At 70.8% G+C, this 15,118-nt stretch carries 17 protein-coding genes; 11 read left to right on the plus strand and 6 right to left on the minus strand.

From position 1 onward, the window contains the following. The first annotated feature begins 143 nt into the window (after window positions 1-143). Together ACFWGJ_RS10010 and ACFWGJ_RS10015 are read left to right on the plus strand one after the other, a co-directional pair. Window positions 144-1,088, plus strand: a complete 945-nt coding sequence (locus ACFWGJ_RS10010) for a MerR family transcriptional regulator (protein ID WP_387322307.1) — start codon at window positions 144-146, stop codon at window positions 1,086-1,088. A 192-nt stretch (window positions 1,089-1,280) separates the two neighbouring features. Beyond that, entirely contained in the window at window positions 1,281-2,099 is an 819-nt protein-coding gene (locus tag ACFWGJ_RS10015) for an SAM-dependent methyltransferase (RefSeq protein ID WP_387322308.1), read from the plus strand. A gap of 35 nt (window positions 2,100-2,134) precedes the next feature. Here ACFWGJ_RS10015 and ACFWGJ_RS10020 read toward each other — a convergent pair whose 3' ends face one another. Both ACFWGJ_RS10020 and ACFWGJ_RS10025 read right to left on the minus strand, forming a co-directional pair. Next, window positions 2,135-3,055: a helix-turn-helix domain-containing protein gene (locus ACFWGJ_RS10020; protein WP_387322309.1), complete on the minus strand. Its 921-nt coding sequence runs from the start codon at window positions 3,053-3,055 to the stop codon at window positions 2,135-2,137. Between the two features lie 108 nt (window positions 3,056-3,163). Continuing rightward, window positions 3,164-3,391: a DUF397 domain-containing protein gene (locus ACFWGJ_RS10025; RefSeq protein ID WP_189767770.1), complete on the minus strand. Its 228-nt coding sequence runs from the start codon at window positions 3,389-3,391 to the stop codon at window positions 3,164-3,166. A 441-nt stretch (window positions 3,392-3,832) separates the two neighbouring features. Here ACFWGJ_RS10025 and ACFWGJ_RS10030 point away from each other — a divergent pair, with 441 nt between their 5' ends. Further along, window positions 3,833-4,387 (plus strand): hypothetical protein, encoded by a 555-nt coding sequence (locus ACFWGJ_RS10030; RefSeq protein WP_387322311.1) that lies wholly within the window; start codon window positions 3,833-3,835, stop codon window positions 4,385-4,387. 28 nt (window positions 4,388-4,415) lie between these two features. Here ACFWGJ_RS10030 and ACFWGJ_RS10035 read toward each other — a convergent pair whose 3' ends face one another. Both ACFWGJ_RS10035 and ACFWGJ_RS10040 read right to left on the minus strand, forming a co-directional pair. Next, window positions 4,416-4,775 carry a DUF6204 family protein gene (locus tag ACFWGJ_RS10035; RefSeq protein WP_387322312.1) on the minus strand — a complete coding sequence of 120 codons (360 nt, stop codon included), beginning with the start codon at window positions 4,773-4,775 and terminating at the stop codon, window positions 4,416-4,418. Window positions 4,776-4,848: 73 nt separating this feature from the next. Further along, entirely contained in the window at window positions 4,849-5,295 is a 447-nt protein-coding gene (locus ACFWGJ_RS10040) for an SRPBCC family protein (RefSeq protein ID WP_387322314.1), read from the minus strand. 299 nt (window positions 5,296-5,594) lie between these two features. On the opposite strand from ACFWGJ_RS10040, the gene ACFWGJ_RS10045 reads away from it, so the two are divergent. The 3 genes from ACFWGJ_RS10045 (at window position 5,595) to ACFWGJ_RS10055 (ending at window position 10,026) form a co-directional block, all read left to right on the plus strand. Then, window positions 5,595-8,024, plus strand: coding sequence for a beta-L-arabinofuranosidase domain-containing protein (locus ACFWGJ_RS10045; protein WP_387322316.1), 2,430 nt, complete (start codon window positions 5,595-5,597; stop codon window positions 8,022-8,024). A gap of 151 nt (window positions 8,025-8,175) precedes the next feature. After that, window positions 8,176-8,796 (plus strand): hypothetical protein, encoded by a 621-nt coding sequence (locus tag ACFWGJ_RS10050; protein ID WP_387322318.1) that lies wholly within the window; start codon window positions 8,176-8,178, stop codon window positions 8,794-8,796. 471 nt (window positions 8,797-9,267) lie between these two features. Continuing rightward, window positions 9,268-10,026 carry a hypothetical protein gene (locus ACFWGJ_RS10055; RefSeq protein ID WP_387322319.1) on the plus strand — a complete coding sequence of 253 codons (759 nt, stop codon included), beginning with the start codon at window positions 9,268-9,270 and terminating at the stop codon, window positions 10,024-10,026. Between the two features lie 58 nt (window positions 10,027-10,084). Here the strand turns inward: ACFWGJ_RS10055 and ACFWGJ_RS10060 are convergent, their stop codons facing one another. After that, the gene (locus tag ACFWGJ_RS10060; RefSeq protein ID WP_387322320.1) at window positions 10,085-10,564 is read right to left on the minus strand and encodes a MarR family winged helix-turn-helix transcriptional regulator; all 480 of its coding nucleotides are present in this window, start codon (window positions 10,562-10,564) and stop codon (window positions 10,085-10,087) included. A gap of 132 nt (window positions 10,565-10,696) precedes the next feature. Here ACFWGJ_RS10060 and ACFWGJ_RS10065 point away from each other — a divergent pair, with 132 nt between their 5' ends. From ACFWGJ_RS10065 to ACFWGJ_RS10085, 5 genes are all read left to right on the plus strand, one after another. Next, window positions 10,697-11,257, plus strand: a complete 561-nt coding sequence (locus ACFWGJ_RS10065; protein ID WP_387322322.1) for a quercetin 2,3-dioxygenase — start codon at window positions 10,697-10,699, stop codon at window positions 11,255-11,257. 5 nt (window positions 11,258-11,262) lie between these two features. Further along, window positions 11,263-11,409, plus strand: coding sequence for a DUF1427 family protein (locus tag ACFWGJ_RS10070; RefSeq protein WP_387322323.1), 147 nt, complete (start codon window positions 11,263-11,265; stop codon window positions 11,407-11,409). A gap of 134 nt (window positions 11,410-11,543) precedes the next feature. Continuing rightward, a complete protein-coding gene (locus ACFWGJ_RS10075) occupies window positions 11,544-11,822 on the plus strand; it encodes a XapX domain-containing protein (protein WP_387322325.1) in 279 nt (92 codons plus the stop codon). Further along, the gene (locus ACFWGJ_RS10080; RefSeq protein WP_387322326.1) at window positions 11,809-12,858 is read left to right on the plus strand and encodes an amidohydrolase family protein; all 1,050 of its coding nucleotides are present in this window, start codon (window positions 11,809-11,811) and stop codon (window positions 12,856-12,858) included. Before ACFWGJ_RS10075 ends, ACFWGJ_RS10080 begins: the two co-directional genes overlap by 14 nt. A gap of 107 nt (window positions 12,859-12,965) precedes the next feature. Next, window positions 12,966-13,889 (plus strand): alpha/beta hydrolase fold domain-containing protein, encoded by a 924-nt coding sequence (locus ACFWGJ_RS10085; protein ID WP_387322328.1) that lies wholly within the window; start codon window positions 12,966-12,968, stop codon window positions 13,887-13,889. 15 nt (window positions 13,890-13,904) lie between these two features. On the opposite strand, the gene ACFWGJ_RS10090 is transcribed toward ACFWGJ_RS10085, so the two are convergent. Next, window positions 13,905-15,074 (minus strand): FAD-dependent monooxygenase, encoded by a 1,170-nt coding sequence (locus tag ACFWGJ_RS10090; protein WP_387322329.1) that lies wholly within the window; start codon window positions 15,072-15,074, stop codon window positions 13,905-13,907. Window positions 15,075-15,118 lie beyond the last annotated feature (44 nt).

Consider the following 15,118-nt stretch of genomic DNA (forward strand, 5'->3'; position numbering starts at 1 on the left):
CCGCCCCGGCCGTGGGTCACCGGCCCCGCCACCCGGACCACCTGGGACAGCTAAACCCCCTGGGGGGGTTCGTCCGGGCGGGCCGGCCGGCCCGCCCGCCGCCCTGGCTAACCTAGGAACTCCCCCTGAGGGAGGTTCAACCCTTGCCACCCGACGGCACGAGCGGCATGAGCTCCGTGGACGGCGCGAGCCGCGTCCATGGCACCCTGAGCATCGGCGAACTCGCCGCGCTGGCGCGGACCACGGTCAAGACCGTCCGCTTCTACTCCGACCGGGGCCTGCTGCCCGAAGCCTCGCGCAGCGGCGGCGGCCACCGGCGTTACGGTCCCGGGGCGCCGGAGCGGCTGCGCATGATCCGCGCGCTGCGCGCGCTCGGCGTGCCCGTCCCGGAGATCGGGCGGGTCCTCGACCGCGGCGACACCCTGGAGGCCGTGGTGGCACGCCGGTTGGCCGACCTCGGCGGCGAACTCGCCGCCCTGCGCTGGCGCGAGGCCGCGCTGCGTGCGGTGCACGACGGCGACCCGGAGCAGCTCGCGGAGCGCCTTGAGGTGATCGGGGCGGTCGGTGTCCCGCCCAGCACCTCCGCCCTGGCGCACTACTGGCGCCGGGTGCTGCCGGTCCGGCTCTCCGCCCGGCTGCGCGGCGCCGTCACCGAGGCGGCCGTCCCCCGGCCCCCGGCCGACCCGACCCCGGACCAGGTCCTCGCCTTCGCCCGCCTCCACGCCCTGGCGACGGCCGCCACCGATCGCTGCCTCGTGTCCCACCGGCCCGCCACCGCCGCACACCCGGACCTGCTCTACGACGGTCTGCACGAGGCGTACCTCCTGGTGGCCGCCGCCCTGCGGGCCGACCGCGCGCCGGGCCCCGGTGAGGCACTGGACTGTTACGTCGCCGCCCACGCCCGTGACGCCGGAACCCGGGACAGCCCCGCCTTCCGTCGCGCACTCACGGTCCGTCTCGCCGCGGCGGATCATCCGGTGATGGCCCGCTACTGGCGGCTGGCGGCGGAACTGACGCCCGATCCGAGCCTCGGCGGAGCGGACTCCTGGCTCCGTGAGGCGTTGACGACGAGCGTGGCGGTGGCCTGATGGCCGTACGCCGCGCGCTCCGCAGCGGTGCGGCGGGCGGGCGCCGAAGCCCGAGCCATGGTCGTCGGACACATGATCTACTCATTCATCCGAAGGCCTGATACGGCGACAGGCTGGCCGTGGCAAACGTCAACTCCCTAAGATGTAGTTCCTGTTACGGACACAGCTGGTGCCGATCGAGCCGGGGGAACCATGAACACCGACAGGCCGCTGTCCAAGAAGATCGACGCCACTGTTCCGACGGCCGCCCGTATGTACGACCACTATCTGGGCGGCAAGGACAACTACTCCGCGGACCGCGCGGCGTGCGAGGAACTCGACAAGGTCGTGCCCAGCACCCGTCGGCTGGCCCTGAACAACCGGCGTTTCCTGCAGCGGGTCGTCAGGACGCTGGCCACGGACTACGGAATCCGGCAGTTCCTGGACCACGGATCCGGCCTGCCCACCCAGGACAACGTGCACCAGGTCGCGCAGAGCATCGACCCGGACTCACGGGTGGTCTATGTCGACAACGACCCCATGGTGCTCGTCCACGGCCGGGCGCTGCTGGACCAGAACGACCGCACCGCGGTCATCCACGCGGACATGCGCAACACCGAGGAGATCTTCGCCCATCCCGACACCCGGCGTCTGATCGACTTCTCGCAGCCGGTCGCCGCGCTGTTCAACTCGGTCTTCCACTGCATCCCCGACAGCGACACCGACGGCCCGCAGGCCGTGGTGGAGCGCGTCAGCGAGCGGCTCGCGCCCGGCAGTTTCCTGGTGATCTGCCAGCTGGTCAGCGAGGATGCCGAGGTCCGGGACTTCGTCACCAACTTCATGGACCAGGCGACGCAGGGCCACTGGGGGCGCGTACGCCAGGAGAAGGACGTAGCGGCGCTGTTCGACGGCATGGAGATCCTGGAGCCGGGACTGGTGGAGGTCTCCACCTGGCGCCCCGACAGTGAGGTGCAGACCCGGCAGCTCTCCCAGGAATGGATCGAGTTCGGCGGTCTGGGCCGGCTTCCCTAGGGCTTGTCCGGCGATTCACGTCTGCTGCGCGCGGGTCACTCGGACCCGTAGCGCTGCTCCATCGTGGTTCTCAGCATCTCCAGGGAGTCACGGGGCATCAGGGCCTCGTCGGCCAGCCGGTCGAGTGTGAGGCGGTACTCCTCGGTCTCGTCGCGGTCCTCAAGAAAGTGCGCGCTCCTGATGTGTTCCAGATAGACGACGTCCGGCAGGTCGAGTCCGCCGAACCGCAGATAGGTGATCGGTATGGCGGGCGCCGAGGCGTTCGTGACGTCCAGCGGCACGATCTGCAGGACCACATGGGGCCGTTGGGCCATGTCGATGAGGTGGGCGAGCTGCTCGCGCATGGCTTCCCGGCTGCCCAGTACACGCAGCAGGACGGACTCGTCGATGACGGCCCACAGCTGCGGGGCGTCCTCGCGGTGCAGCAACTGGGCGCGGCGCATGCGCAGTTCGACCCTGCGGTGCACCTCGGCGGACGGTGCGTTCGGCAGGCCCCGTTCGACCACGGCCCGGGTGTACGCCGGCGTCTGCAGCAGGCCGGGCACGTACTGGATCTCGAAGGTACGGATGGTGGCTGCCGCCTCCTGGAGGCCCACCAGCCGCTCGAACCATTCGGGCATCAGGCGCTTGTCGTAACGCTGCCACCAGCCCGGCTCGCCCGCCCGGTGCAGCAGCTTGAGGAGCACCGAGGCCTCGTACTCGTCGGTGCCGTACAGCCGCAGCAGGGCGCGTACATCGGTCTCGGTCGGTGGTTTGCGGCCCTTGCCCGACTCGATGCGTGAGAGCTTGGCGCCGCTGAAGCCCAGGGCGCGTGCCGCCTGGTCCTGAGCGAGGCCGGCGTCCTCCCGGAAACCCGAGAGCTGGACGCCGACCAGCATCTTCAGCAGCGTCGGAGCCGGCTCGGAACGCTCCAGATAGGATTCGAGCCGTGCGACGCGCGGCGACCCGGCTACCATCTTCGACTCCCCCGCAATCCGGCACAAGGACGGCAACAGTATCGCACCGGACCGCGCGGCATCCCATCCCCCTTCAGAGGTTCGGCAGTTGAGCCGGCGAACGGCGGCTCACAGCAGATGGTCGAACTCGCCGTCCTTGGCTCCCGCCAGGAAAGCCGCCAGCTCCGCGGACGTGTAGACGAGCGCGGGCCCCTCGGGATCACGGGAGTTGCGCACGGCGACGCCCCCGTCGATCCGTGCGACCTCGACGCAGTTTCCCTCGGCATTGCTGTGGCGGCTCTTGGTCCAGCTGACGTCCAGCGAGCTGGCCCGTATCCCGTTCTCCACCTGTGGCACCGCGTCTCCTCGCTGTTCCCGTTGTCCCTGCGCCGAATCGAACCGGCGGCCCGGCGGCCCTCGACCAAGCGTCTTCGGCCAAACTTCACGCAATTTCGCGTGCAATTGCACGCGGCCGTGTTCAGTGTGGATAATAACTGCAGCGCCGACAACCCCAGCCAGGGCATCGCGTCCTGACGTCAGATCAGGGAGATGACGTGTTGTCACCTGCGCGTCCAGAGCTCTCGTCGCTGCGGCCGACCGCAGCGCCGGCAGGAGGCCTGGGCAGGTTCACCGGGCTTCCGGCGCGACCGCCTCTGATGGCCGGCGGGGCAGTCGTATCGGCAGTCGCACACATCCGTGAACACCCGGGGCGCGGTACGTCCCTTCGGACCCCCGCTCCGGACGGATGCGCCGCCCTCGTCACCCAACCGATACGACACGCCGGAAAGGCCTGACGCCATGCATAGCGTTCCGCCGCAGCAGCCGAGGACCGGGCAGCGAGGGCACGAACTGGCCCGGACAGGAGCGGCGTCGAGCACGCCGTTGACCGCCATGGGCCGCATCTCCTGGAGTGAGATGCGGGACTCCACGGGCTGCGCCACCGCCATCCCCCTGCTCCTCAGCAGTGTCGCCTGGGGGGACGCGGAGACCGCGGCGACGGCACTCAAGGAACTGCGCGAACGCGTCTGCCAGTACGGCTTCGTCGTGGAGCAGGCGACCGCCGCCACGGTCCCCTTCCTCTGGGAACTCGCACAGCTGCCCCAGGTGACGTGCCGGGCATCGATCCTGCAGCTGCTCAAGAACATCGCGGACACCCGGCAGTGGGAGAGCATCGCGGACGCCTATCCGAAGCTGCTCAACCACCGGGAGAACCCGGCCGTGTGGGAGCGCGCGGCGAGGGAGGCCGTCCACGCCCACCAGGACGCGCTCGACGTGCTGGAGTCGGAGGACGACACGGAGATCGCGCACGCCACGACGGAACTCGCGCGCACGCTGGGCAGACAGCCCTGCTGAATGGCTGAACGGGCGGCCGGCGGTCCGGTCAGGTGTGCTTCCGGGCCGCCTCGCGCCGCTGCCGCTTTCCCAGCGGGGCCTGTGAGAGATCCTCGGCGGTGGACCGGAGGTTCTTGAAGCCGTATCCGCGTGCCGTGAGCCAGGCCTCGGCCGCCGTCTCGGCCCGTTCGGTCGCGTCGAGGATGTCCTCCTCCTCTTCCCCCGTGTCCACGAAGCGGAAGGTGAAGGCGGACCGTGCGGCGATGTCGTAGCTCAGATGCCCTTGTGGGGTGAAGGCCGCGCGCAGCACGTCGTGCTCGGCGGCGTCGGCCAGCAGGGCGGCCCGCTGATCGGCGCGGAGCCCGTCGAAGACGCCTCGAACGGTGATACGGAAGGTACGCGTGCTCATCGGGCGACCCTAACGAGCCGGGCGGGCAGCGCTCCACCGAATTAAGGGAGCGCCGCCCGCGGGGTCCACGGTCTCAGGAGGCCTCAACGGCCGCCTTGATGCGCTGTCCGAAAGCAGGGGCGTCCTTGCGTGCCGCGCCGCCCGCGAGGGGCAGCAGCAGTTTGCCGACGCCGTGGCCCTCCAGGACGTTGAAGATACGGACGCGGGTTCCGCCGCTCGGCGTCGGCTCCAGGTCGTAGCCTCCGTCGGCCGCGGTGATCAGGTTCTTGGACCGCTCGCTCCAGCGGATCCTGCTCGGGGAGACGAGTTCGGTGATCTCGAACTCCCGGCCCGTCGTCATGCCGGCGTCCTTCACGGTGCTGCGGAACATCGTGCCGACGGCCGTCGGCCCGTCCGGCGTCTTCTCGATCTTCTGCACGCGGGGGCTGAACTTCGGATCGTTGGTGCCGTCGGCGAGGAAGGCGAAGACCTCGTCGATCGGGCGGTCGATGTCGACAGTGGCCTCGAACTGGGTACCCATGGGCTCTCCCGGGGATGGCGGCGGCCGGCGGCAGAGGGTCGGGCGCTGCCGAGGCCGCGGGTCCACACGTCAGAACAGGCGAACCAACCATACGCCGCCGTGCCGGGCCCCGCAGGCACAACAGGACGGGCATGTCCTTGTCATTTCTCTGGACAGCCGCCGTACGCCGTGCTGTGATGCCGCAAGCCGACTTTCCAACGTTGTACAGCCTCTGTTCCGCCGCTCACGGCCGACGTCCGAGCATCCTCCACGGCAGGCCGTCGGTGGCCCCTTCCTCTCCCCCAACAGGAAGCAGTGACATGCCGATCAACAGACGCCATCTGCTGCGCACCGGCACTCTCGCGCTCGGTGCGGGCGCACCCCTGATGCACACCGGATCCGTCGCCGCCGCCGCGCCCCGGGTGACCGCAGCCGGGGCCGCAGCCGAGGCCGGGACCGCCGCCGAAGTGGTCGCCGATGCCTTCCTGCGGCTGAAGCCGGGCAGTATCGTCCCGCGCGGCTGGCTGGCCGGTCAGCTGCGGCTCCAACTCGACGGACTCTGCGGCCGGCTCACCGAGAAGTCCCACTTCCTGGACTTCGCCACGAGCGGCTGGGTCCATCCCGAGAACAGCGCCTGGGAGGAACTGCCGTACTGGCTGCGCGGTTACGTGCCGCTGGCCGTCGCCACCCGCGACACCGCCGCGCTGGACCGGGCGCGGCGCTGGATCGACGCGATCCTCACCACCCAGCAGAGCGACGGCTTCTTCGGGCCGCGCGCCCTGCGGACCGCGCTCAACGGCGGCCCCGACTTCTGGCCCTTCCTTCCCCTCCTGCAGGCGCTGCGCAGCTTCGAGGAGTTCACCGGCGACACCCGGGTCGTGCCCTTCCTCACCCGGTTCCTGCGGTACATGAACACGCAGGGCAAGGGTGCCTTCGACACCAGTTGGGTGTCGCAGCGGTGGGGCGACTGCATGGACATCGCCCTGTGGCTGTACCGCCGGACACCCGAGCCCTTCCTCCTCGACCTGGTCGACAAGATGCACACGTGGGGTGCCGACTGGACCGGCGCGCTGCCGAACGTCCACAACGTCAACATCGCGCAGGGCTTCCGCGAACCGGCCCAGTACGCGCAGCGCTCCGGCTCGGCGGAGCACACCCGCGCCAGCTACCGCACGTACACGGAACTCCTCGCGGCGCACGGCCAGTTCGCCGGTGGGGGCTTCGCGGGCGACGAGAACATCCGGCCCGGGTTCGGCGATCCGCGGCAGGGTTTCGAGACCTGCGGTGTCGTCGAGTTCATGGCCAGCCACGAACTGCTCACGCGCGTCACCGGCGACCCTCTCTGGGCCGACCGGTGCGAGGAGCTGGCCTTCAACATGCTGCCCGCGTCCCTGGACCCGGACGGCAAGGGCGTGCACTACGTGACCAGCGCCAACAGTGTCGACCTGGACAACTCCCGCAAGACGCAAGGGCAGTTCCAGAACGGCTTCGCCATGCAGTCCTTCCAGCCCGGCATCGACCAGTACCGCTGCTGCCCGCACAACTACGGCATGGGCTGGCCCTACTTCGCCGAGGAACTCTGGCTGGGCACACCGGACGGCGGCCTCGCGGCGGCCATGTACGCGGCCTGCCAGGTCACGACGGAGGTGGCCGGAGGCACCTCCGTCACCGTCACCGAGACCACCGACTACCCGTTCCGCGAGACGGTCGACTTCGCCGTCTCGACACCGCGGTCCGTCCGCTTCCCGCTGCTGCTGCGGATACCCGGCTGGTGTGCGGCGCCCCGGCTGCAGATCAACGGCAAGAGCGTGCCGGCGCGGAGCGGACCGGCCTTCGTACGCGTGGACCGCACCTGGGCCGACGGCGACCGTGTCTCCCTGCGGCTGCCGCAGAGCACGACCGTGCACACCTGGCCCGGGAACCGCGACTCGGTCAGCGTCAGCCACGGTCCGCTGACCTACGCGCTGCGCATCGGCGAGCGATACGTCCGCTACGGCGGCGACTCGGTCTTCCCCGAGTACGAGGTCCATGCCACGACCCCGTGGAACTACGGGCTGGTGCCCGGCGGGAGTGTGGTGGTGCACCGCGCTCCGGGGCCGGTCGCCGCGAATCCGTTCACGCAGTCGGCCACCCCCGTCTCCCTCACCGCCGACGCACGCCGTGTCCCCGAGTGGATCGCCGACGACGAGCACGTGGTGGCTCCGCTGCAGCAGAGCCCGGCCCGGTCCGCGGGTGCGGTGGAGCAGGTCACGCTGATCCCCATGGGCGCGGCGCGCCTGCGTATCGCGTCCTTCCCGACCGCTTCCCCCGACGGGACTCCCTGGCAGCCCGAGGCTCCGTACCGGCGGATCCGTAACAAGCACAGCGGGAAGGTGCTCGCCGTGGACGGGATGTCCACCGAGAACAGCGCCCACGTGGTGCAGTTCGACAACTCGGGCACCGGGGACCATGCCTGGCAGGTCGTGGGCCGGGGTGACGGATGGTCCCTGATCCGCAACGGCCACAGCGGGAAGGTCCTGGGCGTCGACCTCATGTCGACACAGAACAGCGCCCACGTCGTGCAGTTCGAGGACAACGGCACCGACGACCACCTGTGGCAGTTCGTCGACGCGGGGAGCGGCTGGTTCCTGATCCGCAACAAGCACAGCGGGAAGGTGCTGGGAGTGGACGGCATGTCCACCCAGAACAGCGCCCATGTCGTCCAATTCGAGGACAACGGCACCGACGACCACCTGTGGCAGTTCGCCTGACCGGTGACCCCGCCGATTCCGAGCGGTTCGAAGCAGAACCGCTCGGCTCCGCGCGCCGTCTTGATGGTCGAGGCGGAACTGCGACGAGAGATGACTCGTGGGGTCGCTGAGGCACATGTGTGTTCACAGGAAAGGCTGTTGAGTGGTGTTAGTGGATCAGAGGACGAGACGGATCAGCTCGATCGCGGGAGCGACGCTGGCGGCGGTCGTGGCTCTCGGGGGATGTTCGAGCGACTCGGACTCCGACTCTAAGAAGAAGTCGAACGCGAGCGCCTCGCCCGCGGCCGACGAGAAGAAGCCGGACTCGGACGCCTCGGCATCGGCACCGGCTTCGGCCGCCGACCAGTCCACCCCCGAGGGAGCCGTCGCCGCGTGGGTCACCGCGGTCATCAAGCAGCAGCCCAAGGAGGCCTGCCTGGTGATGGCGGAACCGGCCGAGGGCTCGACGCCCGCCAAGGTCGGCAGTGAGGAGACCTGCGGCGACGACGCGCCCGACCGGAAGCAGATCGACGCGACCGTCAAGCAGCTCGGTGAGTCGTTCACACCTGAGCCGCCCTCCGCGGACCCGAAGGTGGAGGTCGCCAAGGCCCCGGCCACCGGCGACACCGTCAAGTACCCCGCCGACAAGATAACCGTCGACGGCCAGACCCTCGAAAAGATCATCCTGTCGCACTCCACCGGAGTGACGGCGGACCAGCTGGACATCAAGGTCCACTCCGGCAAGATCGAGGACTCCTGGTACGTGACGAATCTCGACTTCGACATCGGCTAGGACCCGTCGCGTCGACCGTGTGCCCGTCTCGTGCCCGCGCCTGTCATGGCGGGCGTGAGGCGGGCCTGTCCGACTCGTGGGGGCCCGCGACCACGGGCGTACCGCAGAGCCGCGCGGCGGATTCCGTGGGAGCCGGTCCGCGACTACGCGATGGCCGATGCGGGAAGGTCGCTTCTGGAGAACTGCCCTTCGGAGAAGGAGCACAGGATGCACAACCGGCCCGAAGACCTCCCGGCGCAGCCCGAACCCCAGGCGTCACCCCCAGCTGGCTCCACTGCTCCGCCGGCGGACCAGCTCGCATCCGCGGCCCAGCCCCGGACGGAGACGCAGGCGCAGCCACAACCACAGGCACAGGTGCCGCCTCAGACAGAGGCACGGGCAGAGGCACAGGCACAGGCACACCAGTCGCAGGCCCAGCACCCGCCGTCCTCGCCACCCTCGCCGCCTTCGCCGCCAAGACCCGAGCCCACGATGGTCCCGTACCAGAGCGCACAGCCGACGAACGGCTACGGCTACGGGCCTCCTCCCGCCTTTCCCCCGGCCCAGCAGTACCCGTACGGGCCGCCGCCCGGGTCTCCCCCGCCGCCCGGCGGCAAGGGCACCGCGGGGCGCGCTGTGCTGTGGGCGGCGGTGGGTGCGGTCGTCGCCTCGGCCCTGTGGGCCGGCGGACTCTTCCTCCTCGGCCCGCTCGACGGCGACCCGGATCTGGCGGGGTACCGGGCCAGGGCCAACCTCTGCTCCTCGGTCGACTACGACTCGCTCAGAACCGAGTACCCCGAGGACGGCAGCGCGCCCACGCACAACGCGCTGAAGCACAAGGCCCTCGACCAGAGCTACTGCAGCATCTCGCTGAAGAAATCCTCGGCCTCCTCCTACTCGGACGCGTATCTCTCCGTACAGATGGATCTCCACAAGGAGACCGATCCCTCCGCCGAGTTCACCGCTCTGTGGTCCGAGTACGGCCAGCGGTACGACGACTACGAGGTGGCGAAGGTGTCCGGCTTCGGTGACGAGGCCTATCTGGTGACCGAGGACACCACGACCGGCTCGGGGGTCGGCGGCAGCCGGGCGGTGATTCTCGCGGTGCGCGACGGCTGGATGACGTACCAGATGAGCTGGAACGTCTACACGACCTCCTACGAGACGACCACGCCGCCCGAGATAGGCGAGGTCTCGCGGTGGGTGAAGTCCGACACCCGGTCGACCCTGGAGAACCTGCGGTCCGACTGACGGCACGGCGTGCGGCCGTCCGAGCACCGGACTGAATCCCGCGGGGCCCAGTGACCGACTACTGAGCCGCGCCTCCCGGATCCGGTACGCCCGCGGACGGGATCCGCAGCGTCGGCGGATCCCCCCGGGGTGCCTCCAGCGCGGCGCGCAGGGAGTCGACGGGGCCACGGCCGATACGCACCGCGAGTTCCCCTTCGAGCGCCGCCAGCACGGAGACGGCTTCGAGGTGCGCCGCCGCGCCGTCGGCTGTGCGGCGGATCAGCCTCCGGCGCGCGGACGACGGATCAGGGATCTGTTCGAGCAGCCCCATGCCGATGAGGCTGTGCACGGCCTGATGCGCGGTCTGACGGGTGACACCCATGCGCCGGGCCAGCTCGGAGACCGTGGTGCCCTGCTCGTCCAGCGCGGCGAACAGCTGCGCCTGGGTCGGCGAGATGGGCGCCATCCCCGCCTGCTCCAACGTCGCCACCAGCGCCTCGTCGAACCAGCGGCGGGCGTCGAGAAGCAGCTGCGGGAGCGGAGTGCCAACGGACTTCATGGGTTCCTCAAGTAAGACGCACAGGGGGTCCGAGCTTAGGTCGGGGCATTGCCACGCAGCCAATCCCTATGTCAGGCTACCTGACATAGGGATTTCGCCCGTGTCCTCCGTGAGCCACCCCCGGGAGAGAACATGACCGCTGAATTCGCCACCCGCCACCGTTCCGCCTCGCACATCCCCTCCGATCCGGGCAGGCCGTACTTCATCGAGAAGGGCATGGGGGACCGCGCCCATCTGTTCGGCGATCTGTTCACCGTCTACGCGGGCGGTGAACAGACCGAGAACACGTTCAACTTCTTCACCGCCGAGGGCCCCAAGGGCGACATCATCCCGGCCCACTCGCACCCCGACACCTACGAGGTCTTCTACATCGCCGACGGCGCGGTCCGCCTGTTCGTCGAGGACACCGCCGGCGAGCAGTACGAGAAGCTGCTGACCGCCGGCGACTTCGGCTTCGTACCCAAGAACTGTCCGCACGCCTACCGCATCGAGCGGCACCACAGCCGCATCGTCGGCGTGGCGGCCGGTCCCGGCGGCACCTTCGAGCGGTTCTTCGAGAACCTGGGCACGCCCACGGACGAACTCGGCCTGCCGCAGCGGCCGTTCGTGCCCGAGCCGCACAAGTTCGGCTCCGTCCCCCGACAGTACGACGTACGCTTCCTGCCCGATCACCAGTGGCGTACCCAGGGATGAGCGGCATGCCCTACCTCAAGGCCCTGGCGGCCGGGCTGCTCGTCGGCGCTCTCTACGCGACGCTGCGCGTCAGGTCTCCCGCGCCGCCGCCGGTCGCGCTGTTCGGTCTGCTGGGCATGCTGCTCGGCCAGGCCCTTCTGGCGACGCTGTGAACGCCTCGAAGCCCGGTCCGGGGGCCGTCCCGGAGGCTGCTTCGGGGGGTGCTGCGAAGCGCGTTCCGAGGGGCGTCCCGCAGACTGCTCCGGAGGATTTCCCGAAGGCTGCTCCGGACGCCGCTCCGGGCGCCGTGCCGGGAATCGTCCGCGCCCGGCACTTCACCCGGCATGCCGCCCTCGCCTTCCTCGCGGGAGCGCTGATGGGCGCCGTCTACTGGGCGTTGTCCGTCCCCTCCCCCGCGCCTCCGCTGCTCGGTCTGACCGGCCTCGCGGGCATCGTCGCGGGCGAGCGGATCGTCACCGCGATCCGCAACCGGCCCTCCCGCCGCCGTCCGGTGCCCTCCGCCACCGCCAAAAGCCCCGCCGCCTCGGCCCCCACCTCCCAGGAGCCCACCCATGACAGCCCCTGACGCGCCGCGACTCGTCGACGTGCACGCCCACTTCGTCACCGAGTCCTACATCCGGCAGGCCAGGGCCGCCGGGCACGAGCGGCCCGACGGCATGCCCGGCTGGCCCGCCTGGTCGCCCGCCGCCCATCTGGACCTGATGGACCGCTGCGGTATCGGCACGTCGATGCTGTCGCTCTCCTCCCCCGGCGTGCACTTCGGTGACGACGCAGCGGCCCGGCGGCTGGCCCGCGAGGTCAACGAGGAGAGCGCCCAGGTGGTACGCGAACACCCCGGCCGCTTCGGCCTGTTCGCCTCGCTGCCGCTGCCCGACGTCGACGGCGCCCTCGACGAGATCGCGTACGCCTTCGACACCCTCGGAGCCGACGGGGTGGTCCTGGAGACCAACACCCACGGTGTCTACCTCGGTGACGCGGGACTGGAGCCGGTCTTCGCGGAGCTGGCCCGGCGCGACGCAGTGGTCTTCCTCCACCCCACCTCCCCCGTGTGCTGGGAGCAGTCCGCGCTCGGACGGCCACGCCCCATGGTGGAGTTCATCTTCGACACCGCGCGGACCGTCACGGACCTGCTGTTCGCCGGCACCCTCGAACGCCACCCCGGCCTGAAGGTCGTCGTCCCCCACTGCGGCGGCGCCCTGCCCGTGCTCGCCGACCGCGTCAACGGCTTCATGAAGCTGTTCATGCCCGACGACCAGGGCGCTCCCGACGCCCTCGCGCAACTGCGCCGCCTGCACTACGACCTCGCGGGCACCCCGTTCCCCCGGCAGGTGCCCGCGCTCCTGAATCTGGTCGACCCCGACCGGCTGCTGTACGGCAGCGACTACTGCTGGACCCCGCCGGCCGCCGCCGAGGCCCATGTCGCCTCGGTCGACGCGGCTCCGGTGCCGGCTTCGTTCTCGACCTCGACCTCGACCTCGACCTCGGCTTCGGCTTCGGATTCGGATTCGGATTCGGATTCGGATTCGGGCGAAGGCGTCACCTGGCGGTCCCTCACCACCGCCAACGCACAACGCCTCCTGCCGCGCCTCGCCGCACTCTGACGCCCGTTCGCCCAAGCCCCTTTCGCTGAAGCCCCGTCCACCGAAGCTTCGCTCACCGAACCGCCGCCCCCGGCTCCGGTTCCGACTCCGGATCATTGAAGGAACCCATGTCCCTGCCGCCCGACCTCGCCGCGCTGCTCGCCCCGCCGGACCCGGCCCGGCTGCCCCTGCCACCCGCGGCCCTGCCCACCCCCGGCGTACGACTGCTGCGCGGCGTGCCCTATCTGCTGCGCGACGGCCATCGTCCCCTGGAGCTGGACCTGTGGCTCCCCGAGAATCCGGCAGGGCCGCTCCCGGTCGTCGTCTTCGTCCACGGCGGGGCCTGGCGCACCGGGCTGCGCGGCGACGCGGGCCCGGCGTTCCGCTCCTGGCGGCCGGGCCCCTTCGCCCGCCTCGCCCAGGCCGGGTTCGCCGTCGCCTGCCCCGGTTACCGGCTCAGCGGCGAGGCCGTGCATCCGGCCCAGGTCGACGACCTGGCCGCCGCGCTGGCCTGGCTGCACGTACGGTCCGGTGAACTCGGGCTCGACAGCGCCCGAACCGTCGTGTGGGGCGAGTCCGCGGGCGGTCACCTGGCCGCGCTGCTCGCGCTCACCTCCGCGCGCCGCGTCCCCTCCGTCCCGCCCGTGACCGGCTGTGTCACCTGGTACGCCCCCACCGATCTCCTCGCACTCGCCAGGGACCCGGCGGACGGGCACACCTTCGAGGCGCTGCTGGTCGGAGGTGCTCCGGCCGACGTGCCGGAACGCACCCGCGACGCCAGTCCCGTCCACCACGTCAGTGCCGACGCGCCGCCGTTCCTCGTCCTGCACGGGAGCGAGGACCACATCGTCCCCAGCGACCAGGGCGTACGGCTGGCCGCCGTGTTGCGGGAGGCCGGAGTGACGGCCGATCTGCGGCTGATCGAGGGAGCCGATCACCTCTGGTACGGCCTTCCCGACGCCGCGGTCGAGCGGTGTTTCGCCCTCTCGCTGGACTTCAGCCGGAAGCGCACCGCCACCTCTTCGCCCCTCTCATCCCCTTCGTCCCTCTGACGGGGAAGGGCAGGTTCAACGGGCGTCGTCCGTCCACCCGGCCGACTGCGGCATGAACCTGTTCCCGGCCGCGTGGGCCGCCATCCGGGCGTTGCGGATCCGGGCCTCGGGCCCGTCCGGCAGATGGAACTCGTCGCCCGCCCGCGCGGCCCCGGCCTGCACGCTCGTGGCGGTCGTCAGCCGCCGGCGTACGTACCGGTCGAGGGCGTCGGGCACCTCGGCCGGCGCCGCGTCCGTGAGGACGTCGCCGAGCACGGCCGCGTCCATGATCGCCTGGGCCGCGCCCTGGGCCAGGAACGGCACCATCGCGTGGGCGCTGTCGCCCAGCAGGGTCACGCGTCCGACGTTCCACCGCTCCAGCGGGGCCCTGGTGTAGATGCCGTAGCGGAACATCTGCCCGGCGCGTTCCAGGACGCCCAGCACCCGGGAGTCCCATCCCTCGAACGCGCGCAGTTGCTCGCCGGGTTCGGCCCGCGCGATCCACGACTCCTGCGGGCGGCCCGCCTCGTCGGCCGTGTACACGGCCACCACGTTGAGCAGTTCCCCGCGCCGTACCCAGTAGTGGACGAAGTGGCGGCCCGGTCCCATCCAGACGGCCAGCTCCGGCAGGTCCAGATCGGCGACCTCGGCGGCCGGGAGCAGCGCCCGGTAGGCGGCGGTCTTCGAGAAGAGCGCCGTGTCCGCGCCGAAGAGCCACTGGCGGGCCGCGGACCGTATCCCGTCGGCCGCCACGACCAGGTCCGCGCTCAGGCGCTCGCCGCTCGCCGTGGTGACATGGGCGGCTCTGTCGTCCTGGTCGATGCCGACGACCGCGGTGTCCAGACGCACGGACGCGGGCGGCACCGCCGCGGCCAGTGCCTCGTGCAGATCGGCGCGGTGCAGGAGGAGGTAGGGCGCCCCGAACGCGTCCTCGACCTCGCGTCCCAGCCGGTAGCGGCAGACGTCGGTCCCGTCGGACCAGGTGCGGAAGCACACCTCGGTGGGGCGGTACGCCCGCGCGGCGATCTCGTCCAGCAGGCCCAGCCGCCGCAGTACGCGGGTGGCGTTGGGCGCGAGCTGGATACCGGCACCGATCTCGGTGAACCGCGGTGTCTGCTCGACCAGCGTCACCTCGTGTCCGGCCCCGCGCAGGCTCAGCGTGGCCGCCAGTCCGCCGATACCCGCTCCCACGACAATCGCCCTCACACCAGACCCCCGCCTCGGCCCACTCGTCCACGATGTGCGAAGTG

It is taken from the genome of Streptomyces sp. NPDC060205, from assembly GCF_042728395.1.
In the GTDB taxonomy this organism is placed as follows: Bacteria; Actinomycetota; Actinomycetes; order Streptomycetales; family Streptomycetaceae; genus Streptomyces.